Genomic DNA, 18,482 nt, shown 5'->3' on the forward strand with positions numbered 1-18,482 from the left:
GGACGTCAGCTGTATCTCCAGCGCACACCGGCCATGACGATCGGGCTGACCGATCACGTCTGGAAGGTGCGGGACTGGCTATCACAGCCGCAGGGCGTCCCCTGTCGGGCATAGTTCCAGCCAACTATCTCCTTTTACTGTAAACGATTTATTCGGAGTCCGTATCATACGGATTCCGTTCGTTTCGTGTAGAAATCGGGATAGCTCCGATGTCCACACTCCACGTCCAGAACCCGTTTTTCCTTGCTCGCTTCGCTCGGATTTCCAAGTGTTTTTAATACCTTTCAATCGGAGTCCATATCACACGCGTCCTATCAGAAGGGGCTCAGGGCAGATTGACCCTGGCCGTTTCGTCCCCAATCTGAAAGATGTAAGGCCCAGGCACCACGCTCCCCATCACCGGCCCGAAAGCGTCTCCTGCAAAGGCTTCCAGGCGCTCCAGCGGCACGGCGACACTTAATGTGCGGGACTCGCCGGGCTTGAGGGCGGCCCGGACGACGCCCACTGGACGCCGAACCGCCTCTAAGGTTCCAGCGGGCGGCAGGCTGGCCGTCACGATGTAGGTGCCGGTGCCCGTCGCCTTCCCCGTGTTTTGTACGGTGACGCTGACCCTCACGCCGTCTGCGGTGACTACCGCCTGTCCGTCCGTGGTGCGGAAGGAGGTGTAGTCGCGCCCGAAACCCAACGGATACAGCGGCAGCGGCGCCTCCCCCGCTCCTTCGGGTGGGCGGTCTGCGGTCAGGCCCACCTCGCCCAGGGTGCCGGGCCAGGTGAACGGCAGGCGGCCCGGAAACCCGGCGCGGCCATACAGCGCGTCGGCGAGGGCGGCGCCGCCCTCGCTGCCGGGCAGGTAGGCCATCACGAAGGCGGACAGGCGGCTCTGGAGATCTTCGGGCAGCAGGATCGGCCGGCCCGCCATCAGCACCAGCACCACCGGTTTGCCGGTGCCCAGCACGTCGCGCAGCAGCTGCACCTGCGCGGGCGGCAGCGCCAGCGTGGGATTGTTGGCCTGGCTCTCGGCTGCGGGGGCCTCGCCCAGCGCCACGACGATGGTGTCGGCATTCGCGGCGGCTTTCAGCAGTGCCTCGCGTTTGCCGTCGGGCAGGGCGCTGACGGTCACGCCCACTGGGGCAGTGGCTTTCAGGGCGGTCGCCAGCGTACTGACTTTCGGGACGTCCGGCACGTTGCCCTTGCCCACGCCCTGCCAGTTCACGCTCCAGCCGCCGAGCCCAATGGCCGCGCTGTCCATCGCCGGGCCGGTCACCAGTACGCGGCCCTTCCGGAGCGGCAGACTCTGGTCATTTTCCAGCAGCGTCAGCGTCTCGGCGGCGGCCCGCCGCGCCAGCGCCCGGTGATCGGTCAGGACGCCGCCCCCCGCCGGGCGGGCGTCCATCAGCCCCAGTCCGGCCTTGAAGGTCAGCACCCGCAATGCCGCCTCGTCCAGCCGGGCGGGGGACACCTGACCGCCCTCTACCGCCTCTTTCAGGGCCGCCGCGTACTGCTCCACGTCGTTGGGCACCATATACAGGTCAATGCCGGCATTGACGCTGGCGGCCGTGGCCCTGACCAGATCGGCGTGTGTCCGGTACACCGTCACCAGCCGGTCGATGTCGTTCCAGTCGCTGACCACCAGGCCTTTAAACCCCAGTTCACCGCGCAGCAGATCCGTCAGGATGGCGTTGGAGGCGTGAACCGGAATGCCGTTGACGCTGCCGCTGTTCGCCATCACCGACATCGCCCCGGCCTGGATGCCCGCCTTGAACGGGGGCAGATACAGCTCGTGCAGGGCCTTCTGGCTGATCTCGGCGTCGGCCCGGTCACGGCCCAACCCCGGCGAACCGTAGCCCACGAAATGCTTGAGGGTGGTGGCCACCCCACCCGCCTGCAGGCCCGTCACCGCCGCCGCCACCTGATCGGCCACCAGCCACGGCGACTCGCCGAAGGTCTCGTAGAAGCGGCCCCAGCGCGGATCGCGGCCCAGATCGGCCACCGGGCTGAAGTTCCAGTCCATGTTCATGGCCCGCATGTCCTGGGCGGTGGCGCGGGCGATCTCCCCCGTCAGCGCCGGGTCAAAGGCCGCGCCCAGCCCCAGGTTGTGCGGGTACAGCGTCGCGCCCGGCACGTTATTGACGCCATGCACCGCGTCGGTGCCGAACACGGCGGGCACGCTACCGGGCAGGGTCTGACGGCCCAGTGCGTCCAGCCCGCGCAGGGCGTCGGCCCAGCCGCGCGGCGTGTTGGGCTGCGGGGCGTCGCCCCCCCCGTTCAGTGTCGCGCCGGGCCGGAGCCGGGAAAAAATGTCGCCCGCGTTCGGTGCCACCGGCCCGCTACGCCCGCCCTCCAGAAAGCGGAAGAGGTGCGCCATGCTGACCTGCCCGATCTTCTCGTCCAGCGTCAGGGTGTCCAGCACGGCACGGGCGCGGGTTTCGGCCTCCGCACCGGTCAGTCGGGGCACGGCCTGTGCGCCCACCACGCCGGCCAGCACCAAAGCCGCCGTCAACAGCCGCCTCATGCCCTCTCCAGGTACTCGGCCCAGTGGAACTCGGCCGCCCGGCTGCGCCCGCTCAGATCCTGGCAGGTCAGGGCCAGAAACGTGCCGGTGAAGCTCAGGCCGCCGCAGTGCTCGTCGCTCAGGAGGCCCGCGCTCAACCTGTCGCCGACTTGTTGCCAGTCCTCGCCGCCCACGCGGTACTCGAACCAGAATTGCCCACCCGCGTACACGATGCCCAACTCCACGGGATCGACGTCGCCCACGGCCACTTCTTCCGAAAGCAGTTCGCGGTACTCGCCGTTCTCGCTTTGCAGCAGGGCCAGCGTGCGGCCCAGAGTTTCGTCGCGGCTCAGACGCAGGTAGACCCAGTTGCGGGAGTCGTAGTACGCGCAGACGCCGGCCATCTGCTGAAAATCTTCGGGCTCGAAGCTGAGGGCGGTGCGGAAGCGGGCCTCCAGCGCCTGCAACCGGCGGCCCACCAGCGCCAGCCGGTGCCGGCTGTTCAGCGACTCATGCCCGATCAGCTTCAGGCGCTGTCCGGTCAATTCCACCCCCACCAGCTCAGCCGGCGCGCGCAGGGTCATCCACTCGGGGCGCAGTTCAGGGCCGTCGAACTCGTCGCGGGCGGGTGGCTGCGGCCACGGCTGAGGCGGCAGCGCAGGCAGTTCGGCCTGAAGCTGTGGATGGTGTCCGCCAGAAGCCAGTCTGGGCCAGTCGTCCTCACCCCAGACCAGCGATTGCAGCGCCGTCTCGCGGCCCAGCGGACACTCGCCCCGCTCGCTCAGGGGCCGCCCACACAGATACGCCAGCACCCATGACCCGTCCGGCGTGTTGGTGAAGCTGGCATGCCCGCTCTTCTGGATGGGCAGCCCCGGCGCGTCCACGGCGGTCAGCACCGGATTGTCGGGATGCACCTCGTAGGGGCCGTGAAGGCTGCGCGAGCGGGCCAGCGTGACGGCATGCTCGTAACTCGTGCCGCCCTCCGCCGTCAGCAGGTAGTACCAGCCGCCCCGGCGGAACAGGTGCGGGGCCTCGGTCACCCCCAGTTGGGTGCCCTGGAAGATGACCTCGCGCGGGCCGATGAGCCGCCGCCCGGCTGGGCTGTACTCCTGCAACACGATGCCCGAAAACGCATTGCGCCCCGCCCGGTGATCCCAGCGCATGTTCACCAGCCACTTGCGCCCGTCGCCGCCGCTGTCCACGATGGTGCTGCCGTCCGTGTCGTGGAACAGGCTGGGGTCAAAGCCGCTGGAATTGAGGTAGACCGGCTCAGACCAAGGCCCCTCGATGTGCTCGGCGGTGGTCAGGGAATTGTGGCTGTCCTTGAACACCTCGCGGCTGCCCCAGCTTTTGACGTCGGTGTAGATCAGGTGGAAACGCTCGCCGTCGTGGGACAGCGCCGGAGCCCACACCCCGCCGGAATCGGCGTTGCCGCGCATGTCCAGCAGGGCCGTGCGCGCCAGGGGCTGCGCGATAGGCCGCCAGTTCACCAGATCGCGCGAGTGGTAGACCGCCACGCCGGGGAACCACTGGAAGGTGCTGGTGGCGAGGTAATAGTCCTCGCCCACCCGCACGATGCTGGGATCAGGATGGAAGCCGCGCAGCACCGGATTGGTGACGGTCACGCCCGTCTGGGTCGGAGGCTCCACCGCCCTCACGGTCATGCGGGCTGGCCCTCCTGGGCGCGGGCCAGGAAATCGCGGTACCAGCGGCCCGACGCCTTGAGGGTGCGCGCCTGCGTCTCGAAGTCCACGTGCACGATGCCGAAGCGCTTGTCGTAGCCCTCGGCCCACTCGAAGTTGTCCATCAGTGACCACGCGAAATACCCGGCCATCTTCGCGCCTCCGGTGATGGCCGCTCCCAGCGCGGCGAGGTGCTGCTGGAAGTAGCGGGTGCGCTCCTCGTCGTGCACGGTGCCGTCCTCGGCCACGGTGTCGGGATACGTCGCGCCGTTCTCGGTGATGTAGAGGGCGGGCGGGTTGTAGTCGCGCTGCAGCCGCAGCATCAGATCGGTCAGGCTCTGCGGGGCCACCTCCCAGTCGAAGCCGGTGTACTCGCTGCCCTCCACGCGCAGTTGCCGGACGTCCAGAAAACCCTCGCCGGGCGCGTCAGCCACCACGCTGCGTGAGTACATGTTGACGCCCAGGAAGTCGGTGGGTGCGCCGATAGTCTCCAGATCGCTGCCCCTCACCAGCCCCTGCGCCTGCGGGCTGGCCGCGCCCAGCCGTTCCACCATGTCCTGTGGGTAGCCGCGCCCGAACACCGGATCCAGGTACCAGCGGTTGGCGAAGCCGTCCTGCCGCCACGCGGCGGCCTGGTCTTCAGGTGAACCCGTGGCCGGATACGCCGCCGCCAGATTCAACGTGATGCCCGCCTTTGCGCCGGGCACGTTGGCCCGGATGGCCTGCAGCGCCAGCCCGTGCGCCAGCAGCAGGTGGTGCGAGGCGGCAAAACTCTCGGCCAGATCGGTGTGGCCCGGCGCGTGAACGCCGTTGCCGTAGCCCATGAAGGCGGCCACCCACGGCTCGTTGATGGTGATCCAGTGCTTCACGCGGTCACCCAGCGCGTCCGTCACCACCGCCGCGTAGTCGCCCAGCGCCAGCGCTGTGTCGCGTTTGGGCCAGCCGCCCGCGTCCTGCAAGACCTGCGGCAGGTCCCAGTGGTACAGCGTCAGCCACGGCGTGATGCCCCGCGCCAGCAGGCCGTCCACCAGCCGCGAGTAGAAGTCCAGCCCGGCCGGGTTGGGGGTGCCGCGTCCCTCCGGCACGACGCGCGGCCACGCGACGCTGAAACGGTAGGCGTTGACGCCCACAGAGGCGATCAGATCGAGGTCACTGTCCAAGCGGTGATAGTGGTCACAGGCCACGTCGCCGTTATCGCCATTCAAGACCTTGCCGGGCGTGGCGCAGAAGGTGTCCCAGATGCTGGGGCTGCGGCCGTCCTCGTGGGCCGCCCCCTCGATCTGGTAGCTGCTGGTGGCGACGCCCCAAGTGAAACGCGGCGGGAAGCTGTGGGGGTTGGGCTGGTTGGTGTTGGCAGTCATGGGTTCCTTGGGGAGGGGGAGGAGAGGGTTGGGGGCGAAACGAGTGTGGGGGCAGTTCCGGTTCAGGGCGAGGCCTTCAGCACCACCCGCGTCAGGCTCAGCGGCGGCAGGGTCAGTGACCCGCCGATTCTCAGCGCACGCGGCGGTCTGTCGGCATTTACGTCCGCATCGGTCACCGTCTTGGCCCCGATCACGGCAAAGCCGGGCAGTTGAAGGGTTAGGGGTCTGGCCTCCGATTGCGTGTTGATGGCGAACACGGTCAGGAGCTTGCCCTGCTGTGCGGCATGCACCCAGACGTCCGGGTCGTCGCTCGTGACGCCGAAGGTCTGCCCCCGGTAGTGCGCCAGTTCGCGGAAGGCGGCGTAGGCCATGCGCGGGAAACCAGCGCCGTCCAGCAGGCCGTGGTTGCCCGTCGCCATCAGCGAGAAGTAGGTGTTGAACACCGCGCCGCTCTCCGACAGGCGCAGCGCCGCCTCCGCCGCCCACAACCCGCCCACCGCGTCCGACAGGTGGGTGGCCCGGTCTGAGCGGTAAGACTGCGCGTACTCGGTCACGCCCTGCGCCAATGGCTTGCCGTGGCCCCTGGGATTGCTGGCCGGGTCTGCCCACAGCCTCTCGACGCGCCCGATGGTGTCCGTCACCTTGCGGATGCTGGCAAACGCCTCGGCGTCCGTGCCGTCGCCGTTCGAGGGGTACAGGTGCCACGTCAGCAGATCGAAGGCGTCGCCGCATTCCTGGATGGCCGCGTCCAGGTACGGGCCGGGATTGCTGACGGCTGGCCCGGCGATCTTCGCCGCAGGGTCAACCTTTAAGATGGCCGCCCGCTGCGCCCGCACCACGCCGCAATACTTCTGTGGCGTCCAGCTGGGATCACTGCGATTGGTGGCGTACAGATCCGGCTCGTTGCCGATCTCATAGTACGCGACGTTCAGGCCCAGCGCCTGGGCCATCCGCACCAGTTCGGCGGCGTCCTCGGGCGTGTTCCTGGCCGTCTCGCCCCCCAGATTGCCTGCCTCTCGTGAGAACACGCGGGTCTGCAGCATCAGCGGCGGCCGGCCCAGCAGCGTCCAGCTGGATTGGAGGGTCTGCAGGGCTTCGGGCGTGCGGTTCTGCTCGTCGCCGACGTTGCCGCCGGGCCAGCGCAACGCAGCGGGTTGCAGCGCGTTCAGCGCATCCGTTGCCTCCACCACTGGCATCCAGTTGCCCAGATTGAAGGCGCTGATGCTGGCGGGAAAGATCGGTTGCGGGGCCGTGCCAGACGGCGTGACCGTGGCCGCCTGCGCCGACAGCAGCAGGCCGAGGCTAAGGGCCAGCACCTGCTTCACCCTCAGTCCTTGACCGCGCCGCTGGTCAGGCCCGAGATCACCTGACGGCTGGCGAACAGAAAGAGGATCAGCAGCGGGATCACGGTCAGCACCACCATCATTAGGGTGGCGCCCCAGTCGGCGTTGATGTTTGCCGCCCCCCCGGTGATGCGCCGCAGCGACAGCGGCAGGGTCATGGTGCTGTCCTCGCTCAGGCGCATGATCAGCGCGCCCTTGAAGTTGTTCCACGAGCCCACGAAGGTCACCACGCCCAGCGTCGCCAGAATGGGGCGGATCAGCGGCAGCACCACTTTCATGTAGATGCCGAATTCGGTGGCCCCGTCGAGCCGCGCGGCCTCGATCAATGACTTGGGCAGCGCCGAGACGATGTACTGGCGCATCAGGAAAATCCCGAAGGCGTTGGCCATTCCCGGCACCCACAGCGTGCGCGGCGTGCCGATCCAGTGCAGGACGTTGTTCATCACCAGAAAGCTGGGAATATCCATCACCAGCGGCGGAATCAGCATGGTGACCAGAATGAAGCCGAACAGGTATCCCTTGCCCCGGAAGTCGTACATGGCGAAGGCGAAGCCGGCCAGCGAGCAGAAGAACAGCGTGGTGACGGTGGACAGCGAGGCGATGTACAGCGAGTTCCAGAACTGCCGCAGCGCGTAGTTGTCGGTGGCCGTCATCATCTTCTGGAAGTTGCCGACGAAGGCGTCGCCAAACCACAGGTGCGGCGGCACGGCGAAGATCTGCTCACCGGGCAACGACGCCCACACGAACATCAGGTAGAAGGGAATCACCGACAGGAAGCAGGCGAGGCCCACGAAAATCCACAGCCCCACGCGGCCCAGGGGGAACCGGGCGGTGCGCCGGGGCGGTCTGGGCGCGGCCAGGGGCGTCTCCAGCGGCTGGGTGGTCACTGGCGGCCTCCGCCCCGTGAGAACAGGTAGTTGTTGACCATGCTCAGCACGAAGATCGCCAGGAACAGCAGCCACGCCATCGCCGAGCCGTAGCCCATGTCCAGATCGCGGAAGGCGACGTTGTAGATGTGCATGGCCGAGGTCAGCGCCGCGCCCCCGCTGCCGCCGGCCTGGCCCACCATGATGAACGGTTCCTCAAACAGCTGCATGTTGCCCACGATGGTCAGCGTGAAGGCGTAGAACATCATCGGGCGCAGCAGCGGCAGGGTGATGTAGAAGAACTTCTGGGCGCTGCTCGCGCCGTCCACCGTGGCGGCCTCGTAGACGTCCTCGCTGATGGCCTGCAACCCGCTTAAATACAGGATGACGTTCCAGCCCACGTAGCGCCAGAACACCACCGCCGCCACCGACACCGGCACCAGTTCCGGCAGCGCCAGCCAGCGCACCGGCCCCAGCCCCACCGCCGACAGGGCGTAGTTGAGCAGGCCCAGGTTCTCGGAATACAGCATGCCGAAGACGATCGTGATCGCCACGGCGTTGGTGATGTACGGCAGGAACAGGATGGTGCTGATGCTGCCCTGCCAGCGGCGCAGCGACTGGTTGATCACGAAAGCCAGCGGAAGCGCCACCAGATGCTGCGGCACCCCCGACAGCAGGCCGATCCACACCGTGTTCTTGAGGGCCACCCAGAACTGATCGCGTGCGCCCAGCGCGAGCTGGAAGTTCTCCCAGCCCACGTATTCCCAGTTGCCCAGTCCGTCGAGGGGATTCCACAGGTGAAAGGCCAGGAACAGGCTGAAGCCCAGCGGAAACAGGCCGAAGATCAGGAACAGGACAAAGAACGGGCTGGTGAAAATGTACGGCGCAAAACGCTGCTGGAAGCGGGTGTAGCTCCAGCGGCGGCGCTGGCGGGGGGGGCTGGTGGGCAGGGGCACTCGTTCTTGCATGGGGCCTCCCTGTGGCGCGGTGGCCGACACCGGGGCAGAGCAGGAACAGCAACACTCAGGATGCAAACGTTCCGTTCGGGAATGGCGAGGGGGAGCCGCCTTTCTCGCTCCCCCGGACGGTCATGCAGCTCTCCCCAGGCTCAGCGGGCGCGGCGCAGGATCTGGGCGCGGGCGTCGGTCAGCGCCTGCTTGATGTCCTTGCCCTGCTCCAGCACGTTGGTCAGCTCGGTGGCGAGGATCTGGTCGGCCACCGAGTCGTACTTGTTCACGTCGATGGGCTGGGTCTTGCGCGCGGCGTCGCGCCACAGCACGCGGGCTTTCTGACCGCCCAGGAACGGCACGCCCTGGTTGAAGATGGGATCGTTCTGGGCCGAGAGCAGCGCCGGGAACGCGCCGTTGTCGATGAACGCCTTGATCTGCGACCCCTGGTCGACGGTCATGAACTTGATGAACTCCCAGGCCCACTGCTTGTTCTTGGACGCGGTGGGAATGGCGTAGAACGAGCCGCCCCAGGATGCGTAGCCGCCCTCGGGCAGGTTCTGGACGCGCCACAGGCCCTTGGTGTCGGGGGCCATCCAGCTTTGCAGCGCGCCGGTCAGCCACGCGCCGCTGAACTGGGTGGCCACCGTCCCCTTTTTGAAGGCGTCGTACCACTCGTTGCTCCACTCGCCGATCTTGGCGTCCAGGCCGGCGTCGCGCACCTGCTTGGCCAGCGTGAAGGCGCGCACGAAGCGGGGGCTGTCGGGGCCGACGAGCAGGTTGTTCTTGCTGTCGAAGTAGATGCCCTCGCCATTCTTGAGGTTGGTGCGCGTCACGATCCCGTAGACGCCCGCCGCCGAGTTGATCAGCGACGCCCCGGTCTTGGCCTTGATGGTTTTCCCGGCAGCGATGTAGTCCTCCCAGCTTTTCATCATGGTGGTGGGGTTCACGCCCGCCTTGTCCAGGATGTCCTTGCGGTACAGGAAGGTGCCGGGGCCGATGTCGGTGGGCATGGCGACGAAACGCTTGTCCGCGCTGGTGGCCTGCGCCACCGTGAAGGGCGTGAACAGCTTCTTGTACTGCCCGGCGTTGTAGGGGGCCTTGTTCAGATCTTCCAGCCCTTTGCCCTCGGAGAATTTGCCCACGTAGCCGATTTCCACGGCCATCACGTCAGGCAACCCCTGGCCGGTGGCGAGGGCCGTGGTCATGGCGTTGTGGTGGTCGCCGATTTCCTGGGCCACCAGTTTGATGGTCACGTTGGGATGCAGCTTGTTCCACGCGGGCGTGATGGCCTTGATCGCCACGTCCAGGCTGGGGAAGGCGGCCACGTTCAGGGTGACTTTCTCCTGGGCGCTGGCGGTGCTGGCCAGCAGGGCGGTAACGAGGGCGAACGCGACGAATTTCTTCATAATGACCTCCACGGGTCTGTTGAAAGCGCTTTCAAATCAAGACTGAAACGATGCGGTTCTCAGGAACTGTCGTGCATCAGGAGCCTCCGGTGGCGGGGGAGTGGGGCGCTGGCCCGGTGGATTCACGGATGACCAGTTGCGGCACGTAGGGGGACATATGGGGCTGTTCGCCGGCCAGCAGCCGCAGCACAGTCTCGGCGGCCAGTTGCCCCAGTTCGTTGACCGCCTGATGCACGGTGGTCAGCGGCGGCGTGGTGTAGCGCGAGGAAAAGAGGTCGTCGAAGCCGGTCAGCGACAGGTCTTCCGGCACGCGCAGGCCGCGGCGGTACAGGCTCAGGCGGGCGCCGAAGGCCATCTGGTCGTTGGCGCAGACCAGCGCGGTGAAGGGCACGCCCGAGCGCAACAGTTCCTCGGCGGCCCGCTCGCCGCTGGCCTCGGTGTAGTCGCCGCACCTCATCAGGTGGGGATTGACCGACAAGCCTGCTTCCTGCAGGGTGGCCTCGAACCCCACGCGGCGCTCCACCGCGTCCTGCTGGGCCTCGTCGCCGCCGATGTACGCGATGTCCCGGTGGCCCAGCCCGGCCAGATGGTGAACCACCTGCCGGATGCCCGCGTGGTTGTCGATCAGCACGCAGCGCTCGGGCAGCCCACTGACCGCACGGCCCACCGCCACCAGCGGCACCTGCGCCGCCACCCGTTGCAGGGCCGCGTCCTCGATCACGCCCCCCAGCACGATCAGGGCGTCCACCCGGCGGCGCATCAGCAGCTCGAGGGCCTGCTGCTCCTGCTTGGCCCGCCAGTGGCCGCTGACCACCAGCGGATGGTACGCGCTGCCCTCCAGCCCCTGCTCGATGCCGGCCAGGGTTTCCCCGTAGAACGCGCTGCTCAGTTTCTGGGTCAGCACGCCCACCGAGAAGCTGCGCCCGTTCGCCAGCGCCTGCGCCTGCACGTTGGGGGTGAAGTTCAGGCGGTGAATAACCGCCTCCACCCGCTCGCGCTTGTCCGGCGTGACGTTGGCGGTGCCGTTCAGAATGCGCGACACGGTACTGGGCGAGACCCCCGCTTCCCGCGCCACCTGCATCAGCGTGACGGTTGCAGACATAACACTTCTCCTGACAGGCGCGCTGGCCTGCTCCGAGCCCTAAATTCTGGCTTGGCCCTGGATTCTGACTTGTGGAACACTTGAAGCTTAAATGATTTTGAAAGCGCTGTCAAGCCAGGGGTCACTTGTTACGTGTGCAGATGTAGGCGGGCGGGTCCAGTGTTCAGCTTCGGCAGCTTGCGGCAACGGCCAGCCCGGCCCTGGCCCGAAGAAGGGGTTGTAGAGCAGCTGGGCGCTGACCTGCCCGGCGTCCTGGGTCAACTGCGCCGGAATCGTTAGCGGGTCCGGTCGCGTTCACGTTCCTGGCGTGGCACCGCGTCTGTTCCGGTCTGGACTGATGAGCGGGTGTCGTCCATGCCGCCGGGCGAATTCCGCAGCGCCGGCCAGCGCCGTGCCATCAGCAGGTACAGGCCGTACGCCCAGGCCGCGGCACTCAGGAAGCCCACGATCACGTCGGTGGGGTAGTGCACGCCCAGATAGTTGCGGCTGGCCGCCAGCAGCACCCCCCAGAACACACCCAGCACCGCCACCGGCCAGCCTGCGCGGGACCGCCAGAAAATCAGCCCCAGCGCAATGCCGAATGCGGCGTTCGACATCGCGTGCCCACTGGGAAAACTGAAGCCCGATTCGATCAGCACCGCCCCCAGCTCGTCCGGGCGTGGCCGCTGAAAGATCAATTTGGCCAGCACGTTGAGCAGCGCCGCCCCAGACAGGGCGAAGGCCAGGTACCACGCGTGGATGCGTCCGCCCGCCCGCGCCAGCAGCAGGGCGATCACCAGCGCGATAAAGGGCAGCACCCGCACGCCGCCAATGACCCCTAAAGCCAGGGCAAGCGACGTCAAGGTGGGGGTGCGGTGCGCGCGGTACCACTCCAGAACGGCGGTGTCCCACGCAAACCCGCCGTCTCGGAAAATGTCCTCCGTCAGCTCTGCAATCAGGACCAGCGGCAGCAGCACGCCCAGCAGCAACAGCAGCAGGCCGCGCCAGTGGGTCCGGAAAAAGGCGACGGCTTCATGGAGGCGGTCCGGGAACACGTCGCCATTACACCCCGTCGCGCGTGCCCCGCGCTTGGCGGATGCTTAACGCTCGCTCCTGCGCCGCGCTGCCGCTGGCCCTGGGCGGATTCCGGATGCGTGGCCGGCGGGTGCTCCCGGGTGGCGTCTCCCTCTTAAGGACTACCGGTCCTAGGCCAATCGGCGCAGCGGGTATGGGCCACCCGTCGGATGTGCCCGGACCCCTCCGCGGCGCACCATAGGTTCATCAGCGCAGGACCCAAGGATGCCGCAGCGGCAGCCCGCGCCCCCAGGAACCCACCATGCAATTTGACCTTCGGCACGCCCAGCAACGCGCCCAGGAACTGCGTCAGGAAGCCGCCCAGGCGAACCGCGCCCAGCAGGTCCGCCCTGCCCGCGAACAGCGTCAGCAGCGCAGCCTGCGCGACCTCTTTCACCGGCCCCGGCCCGCATGACCGCGCAGCTTCAACCTTCCCGCCACCGCCCCCTTCGATCCTGAAGAGGGCGGTGTTCTTTTGGGTGTCGCGTGCTGCCCCGGCTGCAGAATTTTCCACCCGTAATCCATGCCAAGCCCATAGAACAAGGCCGCGCTCTCGTTCCCGCTGCGCGGCCCCTGTGCTGCTGGCAGAGCCTCAGTACAGCGTGCCCCCGGTGCTGGCGTACACGTTCCCGGTCATGTAGCTCGACTCCTGTGACGCCAGCAGCACGTACAGCGGCGCGATCTCGGCCGGCTGTCCGGGGCGGCCCAGCGGGGCCTGCTCGCCGAAGGTGGGAATCTTGTCCTGGGGCTGGCCGCCGCTGGGCTGCAGCGCCGTCCAGTACGGCCCGGGGGCCACGGCATTCACCCGAATCCCCTTTTCGGCCACCTGCTTGGCCAGGCCGCCGGTAAAGTTGGCAATCGCCGCCTTGGTCATGGCGTAGTCCAGCAGATTCTTGGACGGCTGGCTGGCCTGGATGGACGTGGTGTTGATGATCGTCGATCCCGGCGGCATGTGCGGCAGCGCGGCCTGGGTGATCCAGAACATCGCGTACACGTTGGTCTTCATGGTGTCGTCGAACTGCTCGGTGGTGATGTCGGCGATGTCGTCCACCGCCGTCTGCTTGCCCGCGTTGCTCACCAGAATGTCCAGCCCGCCCAGACCTTCCACGGCTTTCTGCACCAGTTCCTTGCAGAACGCCTCGTCCTTCAGGTCACCGGGAATCACCACCGCTTTCTGTCCCGCGTCCTCGATCAGCTTGATGACTTCCTCAGCGTCGCTGTCCTCCACCTTCAGGTAGTTCAGCGCCACGTCGGCCCCCTCGCGTGCGAAGGCAATGGCGACCGCCCGCCCGATGCCCGAGTCGGCCCCGGTGATCAGCGCCTTGCGGCCTTTCAGGCGGCCAAAGCCGACATAGCTGTCCTCGCCGTGGTCCGGCCTGGGGTCCATCTCGCCCGCCAGCCCAGGGGCCGACTGCGGCTGTTTGGGAAACGGCGGACGCGGGTACATGCTCTGTGGATCGCGCATCTCGTACTGGTTTTTCACGGGGTCACTGGTCATGTCCGGCAGTGTTGCCGCCACGCCGGCCCCGAAATCCCCACGCCCCCACACTTGAAAGGTTGTTTCAAGGCATGGTGTACGGACCCTGAACCATCAGCCCAGCGGCGCCCGGTTGGCCTCACGCTGGCTCAGAAAATCCTTGACGCTCTGGGCGGCCCGCGCGTTCATACCCGGCACGGCGGCGATCTGCGCCACCGGGGCGGCGGCCAGGTCTTCCAGACTGGAGAACTCCTCGAGCAGCGCGTCCCGCCGCTTCTGCCCGATGCCCGGCAGATCGTCGAACACGCTGCGGAGCATGTCCTGGCCGCGCAGTTTTCGGTGGTAGGTGATGGCGTACTGGTGCACCTCGTCGCGCACGGCGATCAGAATCCGCAGCGCCGGATGGGTGTGCAGCAGCAGCAGCTCACGGTTCACGCCCACCTCTGTTCCCGTCTCCAGCCACCACTGCGCCCCGTAGCGCCCCGGCAGGATGATGGTCTCCTCGCGCTTGGCGAGGCCCACCACCGGCACCTGAATATTCGCCTCCTTCAAGGCGTCGAGGGCGGCGTTGACCTGCCCGCGCCCGCCGTCGATCACGATCAGGTCCGGCAACGGCAATTTGTCGGCCAGGCTGCCGGTGAAGCGCCGGTGTACGGTCTGTTTCATGGCGGTGTAGTCGTCCGGGTGATCCAGTCCCTTGACCTTGAATCGGCGGTGTTCCCCGCGCCGCGCCCGCCCGCCCTCGAAGACCACCATGCCCGAGACGATGTTGGTGCCGAACAGGTTGGAGTTATCAAAACCCTCGATGCGCCACGGGCGATCCGGCAGCGCCAGCACCTCGCGCAGCGCGTCGAGGCCCGGATGGTCACCCCGCCGCTCCAGCAGCGCCAGCTCGGAATCCAGGCCGTTGACCGCGTTGCGCTGCGCCATCTCCACCAGGTCCACCTTGTCGCCGCGCCGGGGCATCCGCATGGCCGTTTTGCGCCCGGCCTTCTCGCTTAAAAATTCGCTCCACAGCGGCGCGTCCTCAAACTCGGCGGGCAGCAGGATCAGCGGCGGCACGTGCGTGGCCTGGGTGTAGTAGTCCTGCACGAAGGCCCCCACGATCTCGCCGGGCGTGCCTTCCTCGGCGTTGGTCAGGAAGCGCTTGTCGCGGCCCACCACGCGCCCGCCGCGCATGCGGAACAGCTGCACCATCGCGTACTCCCCGGCCTGCGCCACCCCCAGGAAGTCCAGGTCGGTCTCGTCGCTCACGAAGGCGTGCTGCTCGGTGCCGAACAGCTTCTGCACCGCCTGCACGCGGTCACGCACGCGGGCGGCCTGCTCGAAGTCCTGGCCCTGCGCGGCCACCTTCATGTCTTCTTTCAGGCGTGAGATGACGGGTGCGGCGCGGCCCTCCAGCAGCGATTTCACGTCGTCCACCACGCGGGCGTATTCCGGCGGGTCGGCCTGGTCCACGCACGGCCCCAGGCAGCGGCCCATGTGGTAATTCAGGCACGGGCGCGGTTTTTTCTGCATGGGCAGCCCGCTGTTCTTGCGCAGCGGGAACATGGTGTCGATCAGGTGCTTGACCCGCCGCACCGCCGAGGAATCCGGGTACGGCCCGTAGTAGCTGCCGCCGTCCTTCAGGACCCGCCGCGTCACCACCAGCATGGGAAACGCCTCGTTGGTCAGCTTCAGGAACGGGTAGTGCTTGTCGTCCTTCAGGGTGACGTTGTAGTGCGGGCGGTGCTGCTTGATCAGGTTGGCCTCTAAGACCAGCGCCTCGACCTCGTTGCGCGCGGTGATGAATTCCAGCGACTCGGCCAGTGCGGTGAACTTGCCGCTCTTGCCGCCCGCCTTGAAGTGCTGCCCCACCCGGCTGCGGATGTTGTTGGCCTTGCCGATGTAAATGGGCACGCCCCCCTTGCGAAACAGGTACACGCCGGGGGTGGTGGGCAGCACGGGCAGATCGTCGAAATGCACGTGCCCAGCATAGGGGAGCGGCGGGGCGCGCACCGTGACAGCGGTTTCCGAAAGCCTTCAGGCTGCGGCGTCCTCAAACAACCGTGGCGCAGACCAAGGTCTGTCGGCGCCGCCGCTCTAGACTGCCGCGAATGTCCGTCCCGCCCTCAAACAGGCTTGTAACCCTGACCGTCAACCGTTTTGCCGCCGCCGACACCCGCGCGGGCATGCGGCGCATGGCGACGGACCACGTCTACCTGCGCGGTCTGCCGGGTCTGGAGTTCTACCGGCTGCTGGGGACGGGTCAGGGCGTGAAACTCTCGTTGAGCGTGGACCCGCGCCGCTGGGCGCGCTTCGCCGTGTGGCAGTCGCGAACCGCCTTCGAGCTGTTCGAGGCCAGCCCCTGGCGCCGGAAGGAACGGGGGCTGGTGGCCGACACCGCCACGCTGCTGCTGTCGCCTGTGCGCTGGCATGGGCGCTGGGCGGGTCAGGAACCGCTGGGCCGCGCCGCCGCCCACGCTTCTTCCGGCGAACGTCCGGTGGCGGTCCTGACCCGCGCCGTGATTCGACCGGCGCGGCTGGCGGCCTTCTGGCGCGCGGTGCCGGGCACGCAGGTCTTCGCGGCAGATCAGCCCGGTCTGATCTCCGCCCTGGGGCTGGGTGAGTGGCCGCTGCTGCAGCAGGCCACCTTCAGCGTGTGGCAGGACGAGGCGAGCATGCGGGCCTACGCGTATCAGGGCCACGCGCACCGCCGTGCCATCGCCCGCACCCGCCAGGAAAACTGGTACAGCGAGGAGTTGTTCGCCCGGTTCGAGGTGCAGGAGGTCCGGGGCGTGTGGGCGGGGCTGCCGTCTGACATGTCCTGACTGACTAGAATCCGGCGGTGACCTCCTCCCGTCTTTTTCTGGCCCGGCATGGGCAGACCTCCGGCAATGTCGCGGGCATCCTGCGCGGCGCCGACAGCCGGCATGACGAATTGACCGCCGAGGGCGAGGCCCAGGCCCTCGCGTTGGCCGACAAGATCGCCGCCCTTGATCCCGATTCGCCGCGGGTCTACGCCAGCACCTACACCCGTACCCAGCAGACGGCGGCCCCCATTGCCCAGTTGCTCGGCGTGCCCGTGACGGTTCTGGACGGCATTCAGGAAATTGATCCCGGGGAATGGCGTGGTCGCCCGTACAGCGATCTGAAAACGCACTTTGACGAACTGATTGGCCCGGACGACCGCGTGTCGTTTCCCGGCGGCGAGAGCCAGGGCGAGGTGGCGGACCGCTTCGAGGCGGCCCTGCACACCGTTCTGGCGCGGCCCGGCACGCCCATTGTCGTTTCGCACGGCGGCGCCCTGACCTCGGTGCTGATCCGTCTGTTGCGCCTCCCGGTGGTGGAGAGCTGGCGCTCTGGGCGCTTTGCCCCGGAAAACGCCGGAGTGTCTGAACTGTGCCGCACGGTGCACGGATGGCAAATTAAGAAGTAAGCGAATCAAAATTTCACGATCTAGAATTATCGTGAATCATTTCACTTACTATAAACCCAGAGAGGGACGAGCCACGTTCTCAATCCTGCCGGATCACCCGTTCGTAGGCTGCCAGATACTGCGGCACGATGTGGGCGGGGGAAAAGCGCGAGGTGGCTGCGTGCCTCGCCGCCGTGCCCATGCCCAGATAACGTTCGCGGTCCCGCAGGATGCTCAGTGCGGCGTCGGCCATGCCGTCCACGTCACCCACCGGGCGCAGAAGGCCGGTCACGCCGTCCTCGACGACTTCCGGAATGCCGCCGGCACGGGCCGCCACCACCGGCACCTCGCAGCTCATGGCCTCCAGCGCGGCCAGGCCGAAGCTCTCGTTGCTGCTGGGCAACACGAACAGGTCACTGATGCCCAGCACGGTCTCCACGTCGGGGAAGGACCCCAGGAAATGCGTGCGGCCAATCACGCCCAGCTGCTGCGCGAGTTCAAAGGCGCGGGGACGCTCGGGCCCGTCGCCGATCATCAGCAGCCGGGCCGGCATCTCGGAGGCCACGCGGGCGAACACCTGCACCACGTCCTCAACCCGTTTGACCGGACGGAAATTGCTGACATGCACCAGCAGGGCCTCCTCCGGATGGGCAAAGCGCAGCCGCACCTCGGGGTCGGTGATGCGCCGGAACCGCCCCGCGTCCACAAAGTTGTGAATCACCTCGATCTCGCGGTCCACGCCGAAGACCTCACGTGTCTGATCCGCCAGAAACTGCGACACGGCAGTCACATGGTCGCTGCGCTCAATGGCGTGGCGGGTGGTGTGCCGGAAGGCCGGTTCGGCGCCCACCAGCGTGACGTCGGTGCCGTGCAGCGTGGTCAGCACCCGGCCCGCGCCGACGATGGCACGGGCGTGGATGGCCGCCGTGGCATGCGGAATGGCGTAGTGCGCGTGCGCGAGTTCCACCCCGTATTCCAGCATCACCTCGGTCAGGGTGTTGGCGGCGGCCAGCTCCGGGTACGGTTGTTCGAACAGGGCGTAGGCGAAGCCGCTGACCTGATGGAAATACGGCCCGCGCATGCCGCCCTGTCCCGACAGCCGGAACGGCTGCGCCGAGCCGACGAAATGCACCTCGTGTCCGGCCCGCGCCACCTGCAGGCCCAGTTCGGTGGCGACGACGCCCGAGCCGCCAGCGCTGGCGTGGCACAGCACGGCGACCTTCAAAGGGGAAATCCTGTTGGTGGGCGGCAAAAGGAGGGACTGGGCATGGCCGGAAAGTATAGCGTTCCCTGTGAAGCCCTCCCCGTAAACCTTAAGGATTGCACCGGGCCATGATCGGCGTGGACCCCCCCC

At 67.4% G+C, this 18,482-nt stretch carries 15 protein-coding genes; 3 read left to right on the forward strand and 12 right to left on the reverse strand.

The genetic code is table 11. The annotated features are described in order from the left end of the window. Positions 1-325: 325 nt before the first annotated feature. From FHR04_RS15095 to FHR04_RS15135, 9 genes are all read right to left on the reverse strand, one after another. Positions 326-2,512 carry a glycoside hydrolase family 3 N-terminal domain-containing protein gene (locus FHR04_RS15095; protein ID WP_139404142.1) on the reverse strand — a complete coding sequence of 729 codons (2,187 nt, stop codon included), beginning with the start codon at positions 2,510-2,512 and terminating at the stop codon, positions 326-328. Next, positions 2,509-4,155: a glycoside hydrolase family 43 protein gene (locus FHR04_RS15100; protein WP_139404143.1), complete on the reverse strand. Its 1,647-nt coding sequence runs from the start codon at positions 4,153-4,155 to the stop codon at positions 2,509-2,511. Before FHR04_RS15100 ends, FHR04_RS15095 begins: the two co-directional genes overlap by 4 nt. Beyond that, positions 4,152-5,534 (reverse strand): GH1 family beta-glucosidase, encoded by a 1,383-nt coding sequence (locus FHR04_RS15105; RefSeq protein ID WP_139404144.1) that lies wholly within the window; start codon positions 5,532-5,534, stop codon positions 4,152-4,154. The genes FHR04_RS15100 and FHR04_RS15105 overlap by 4 nt, the downstream gene beginning before the upstream one ends. A gap of 62 nt (positions 5,535-5,596) precedes the next feature. Then, positions 5,597-6,859, reverse strand: coding sequence for a hypothetical protein (locus FHR04_RS15110; RefSeq protein ID WP_139404145.1), 1,263 nt, complete (start codon positions 6,857-6,859; stop codon positions 5,597-5,599). A gap of 2 nt (positions 6,860-6,861) precedes the next feature. Next, positions 6,862-7,764 carry a carbohydrate ABC transporter permease gene (locus FHR04_RS15115; RefSeq protein WP_039683651.1) on the reverse strand — a complete coding sequence of 301 codons (903 nt, stop codon included), beginning with the start codon at positions 7,762-7,764 and terminating at the stop codon, positions 6,862-6,864. Then, the gene (locus FHR04_RS15120; protein ID WP_039683654.1) at positions 7,761-8,711 is read right to left on the reverse strand and encodes a carbohydrate ABC transporter permease; all 951 of its coding nucleotides are present in this window, start codon (positions 8,709-8,711) and stop codon (positions 7,761-7,763) included. Before FHR04_RS15120 ends, FHR04_RS15115 begins: the two co-directional genes overlap by 4 nt. Positions 8,712-8,851: 140 nt before the next feature. After that, positions 8,852-10,099 (reverse strand): ABC transporter substrate-binding protein, encoded by a 1,248-nt coding sequence (locus FHR04_RS15125; protein ID WP_039683656.1) that lies wholly within the window; start codon positions 10,097-10,099, stop codon positions 8,852-8,854. Between the two features lie 76 nt (positions 10,100-10,175). Continuing rightward, positions 10,176-11,201, reverse strand: coding sequence for a LacI family DNA-binding transcriptional regulator (locus FHR04_RS15130; protein WP_139404146.1), 1,026 nt, complete (start codon positions 11,199-11,201; stop codon positions 10,176-10,178). 275 nt (positions 11,202-11,476) lie between these two features. Further along, positions 11,477-12,235: a phosphatase PAP2 family protein gene (locus tag FHR04_RS15135; RefSeq protein ID WP_139404147.1), complete on the reverse strand. Its 759-nt coding sequence runs from the start codon at positions 12,233-12,235 to the stop codon at positions 11,477-11,479. Between the two features lie 281 nt (positions 12,236-12,516). On the opposite strand from FHR04_RS15135, the gene FHR04_RS21025 reads away from it, so the two are divergent. Then, positions 12,517-12,669 (forward strand): hypothetical protein, encoded by a 153-nt coding sequence (locus FHR04_RS21025; protein ID WP_170213977.1) that lies wholly within the window; start codon positions 12,517-12,519, stop codon positions 12,667-12,669. A gap of 177 nt (positions 12,670-12,846) precedes the next feature. Here the strand turns inward: FHR04_RS21025 and FHR04_RS15140 are convergent, their stop codons facing one another. Further along, positions 12,847-13,752: an SDR family oxidoreductase gene (locus FHR04_RS15140; RefSeq protein ID WP_039683662.1), complete on the reverse strand. Its 906-nt coding sequence runs from the start codon at positions 13,750-13,752 to the stop codon at positions 12,847-12,849. 93 nt (positions 13,753-13,845) lie between these two features. Further along, a complete protein-coding gene (gene uvrC, locus FHR04_RS15145; protein ID WP_139404148.1) occupies positions 13,846-15,696 on the reverse strand; it encodes an excinuclease ABC subunit UvrC in 1,851 nt (616 codons plus the stop codon). 131 nt (positions 15,697-15,827) lie between these two features. Here uvrC and FHR04_RS15150 point away from each other — a divergent pair, with 131 nt between their 5' ends. Continuing rightward, positions 15,828-16,541: a spheroidene monooxygenase gene (locus FHR04_RS15150; protein ID WP_139404149.1), complete on the forward strand. Its 714-nt coding sequence runs from the start codon at positions 15,828-15,830 to the stop codon at positions 16,539-16,541. A 17-nt stretch (positions 16,542-16,558) separates the two neighbouring features. Further along, on the forward strand, positions 16,559-17,149 hold the full coding sequence (locus tag FHR04_RS15155) for a histidine phosphatase family protein (RefSeq protein ID WP_139404150.1): 591 nt from the start codon (positions 16,559-16,561) through the stop codon (positions 17,147-17,149). A gap of 79 nt (positions 17,150-17,228) precedes the next feature. Here the strand turns inward: FHR04_RS15155 and bshA are convergent, their stop codons facing one another. Beyond that, positions 17,229-18,353 carry an N-acetyl-alpha-D-glucosaminyl L-malate synthase BshA gene (bshA, locus tag FHR04_RS15160; protein ID WP_221265535.1) on the reverse strand — a complete coding sequence of 375 codons (1,125 nt, stop codon included), beginning with the start codon at positions 18,351-18,353 and terminating at the stop codon, positions 17,229-17,231. Positions 18,354-18,482: the final 129 nt, after the last annotated feature.

The organism is Deinococcus radiopugnans ATCC 19172 (genome assembly GCF_006335125.1).
Taxonomy (GTDB): Bacteria; Deinococcota; Deinococci; order Deinococcales; family Deinococcaceae; genus Deinococcus; species Deinococcus radiopugnans.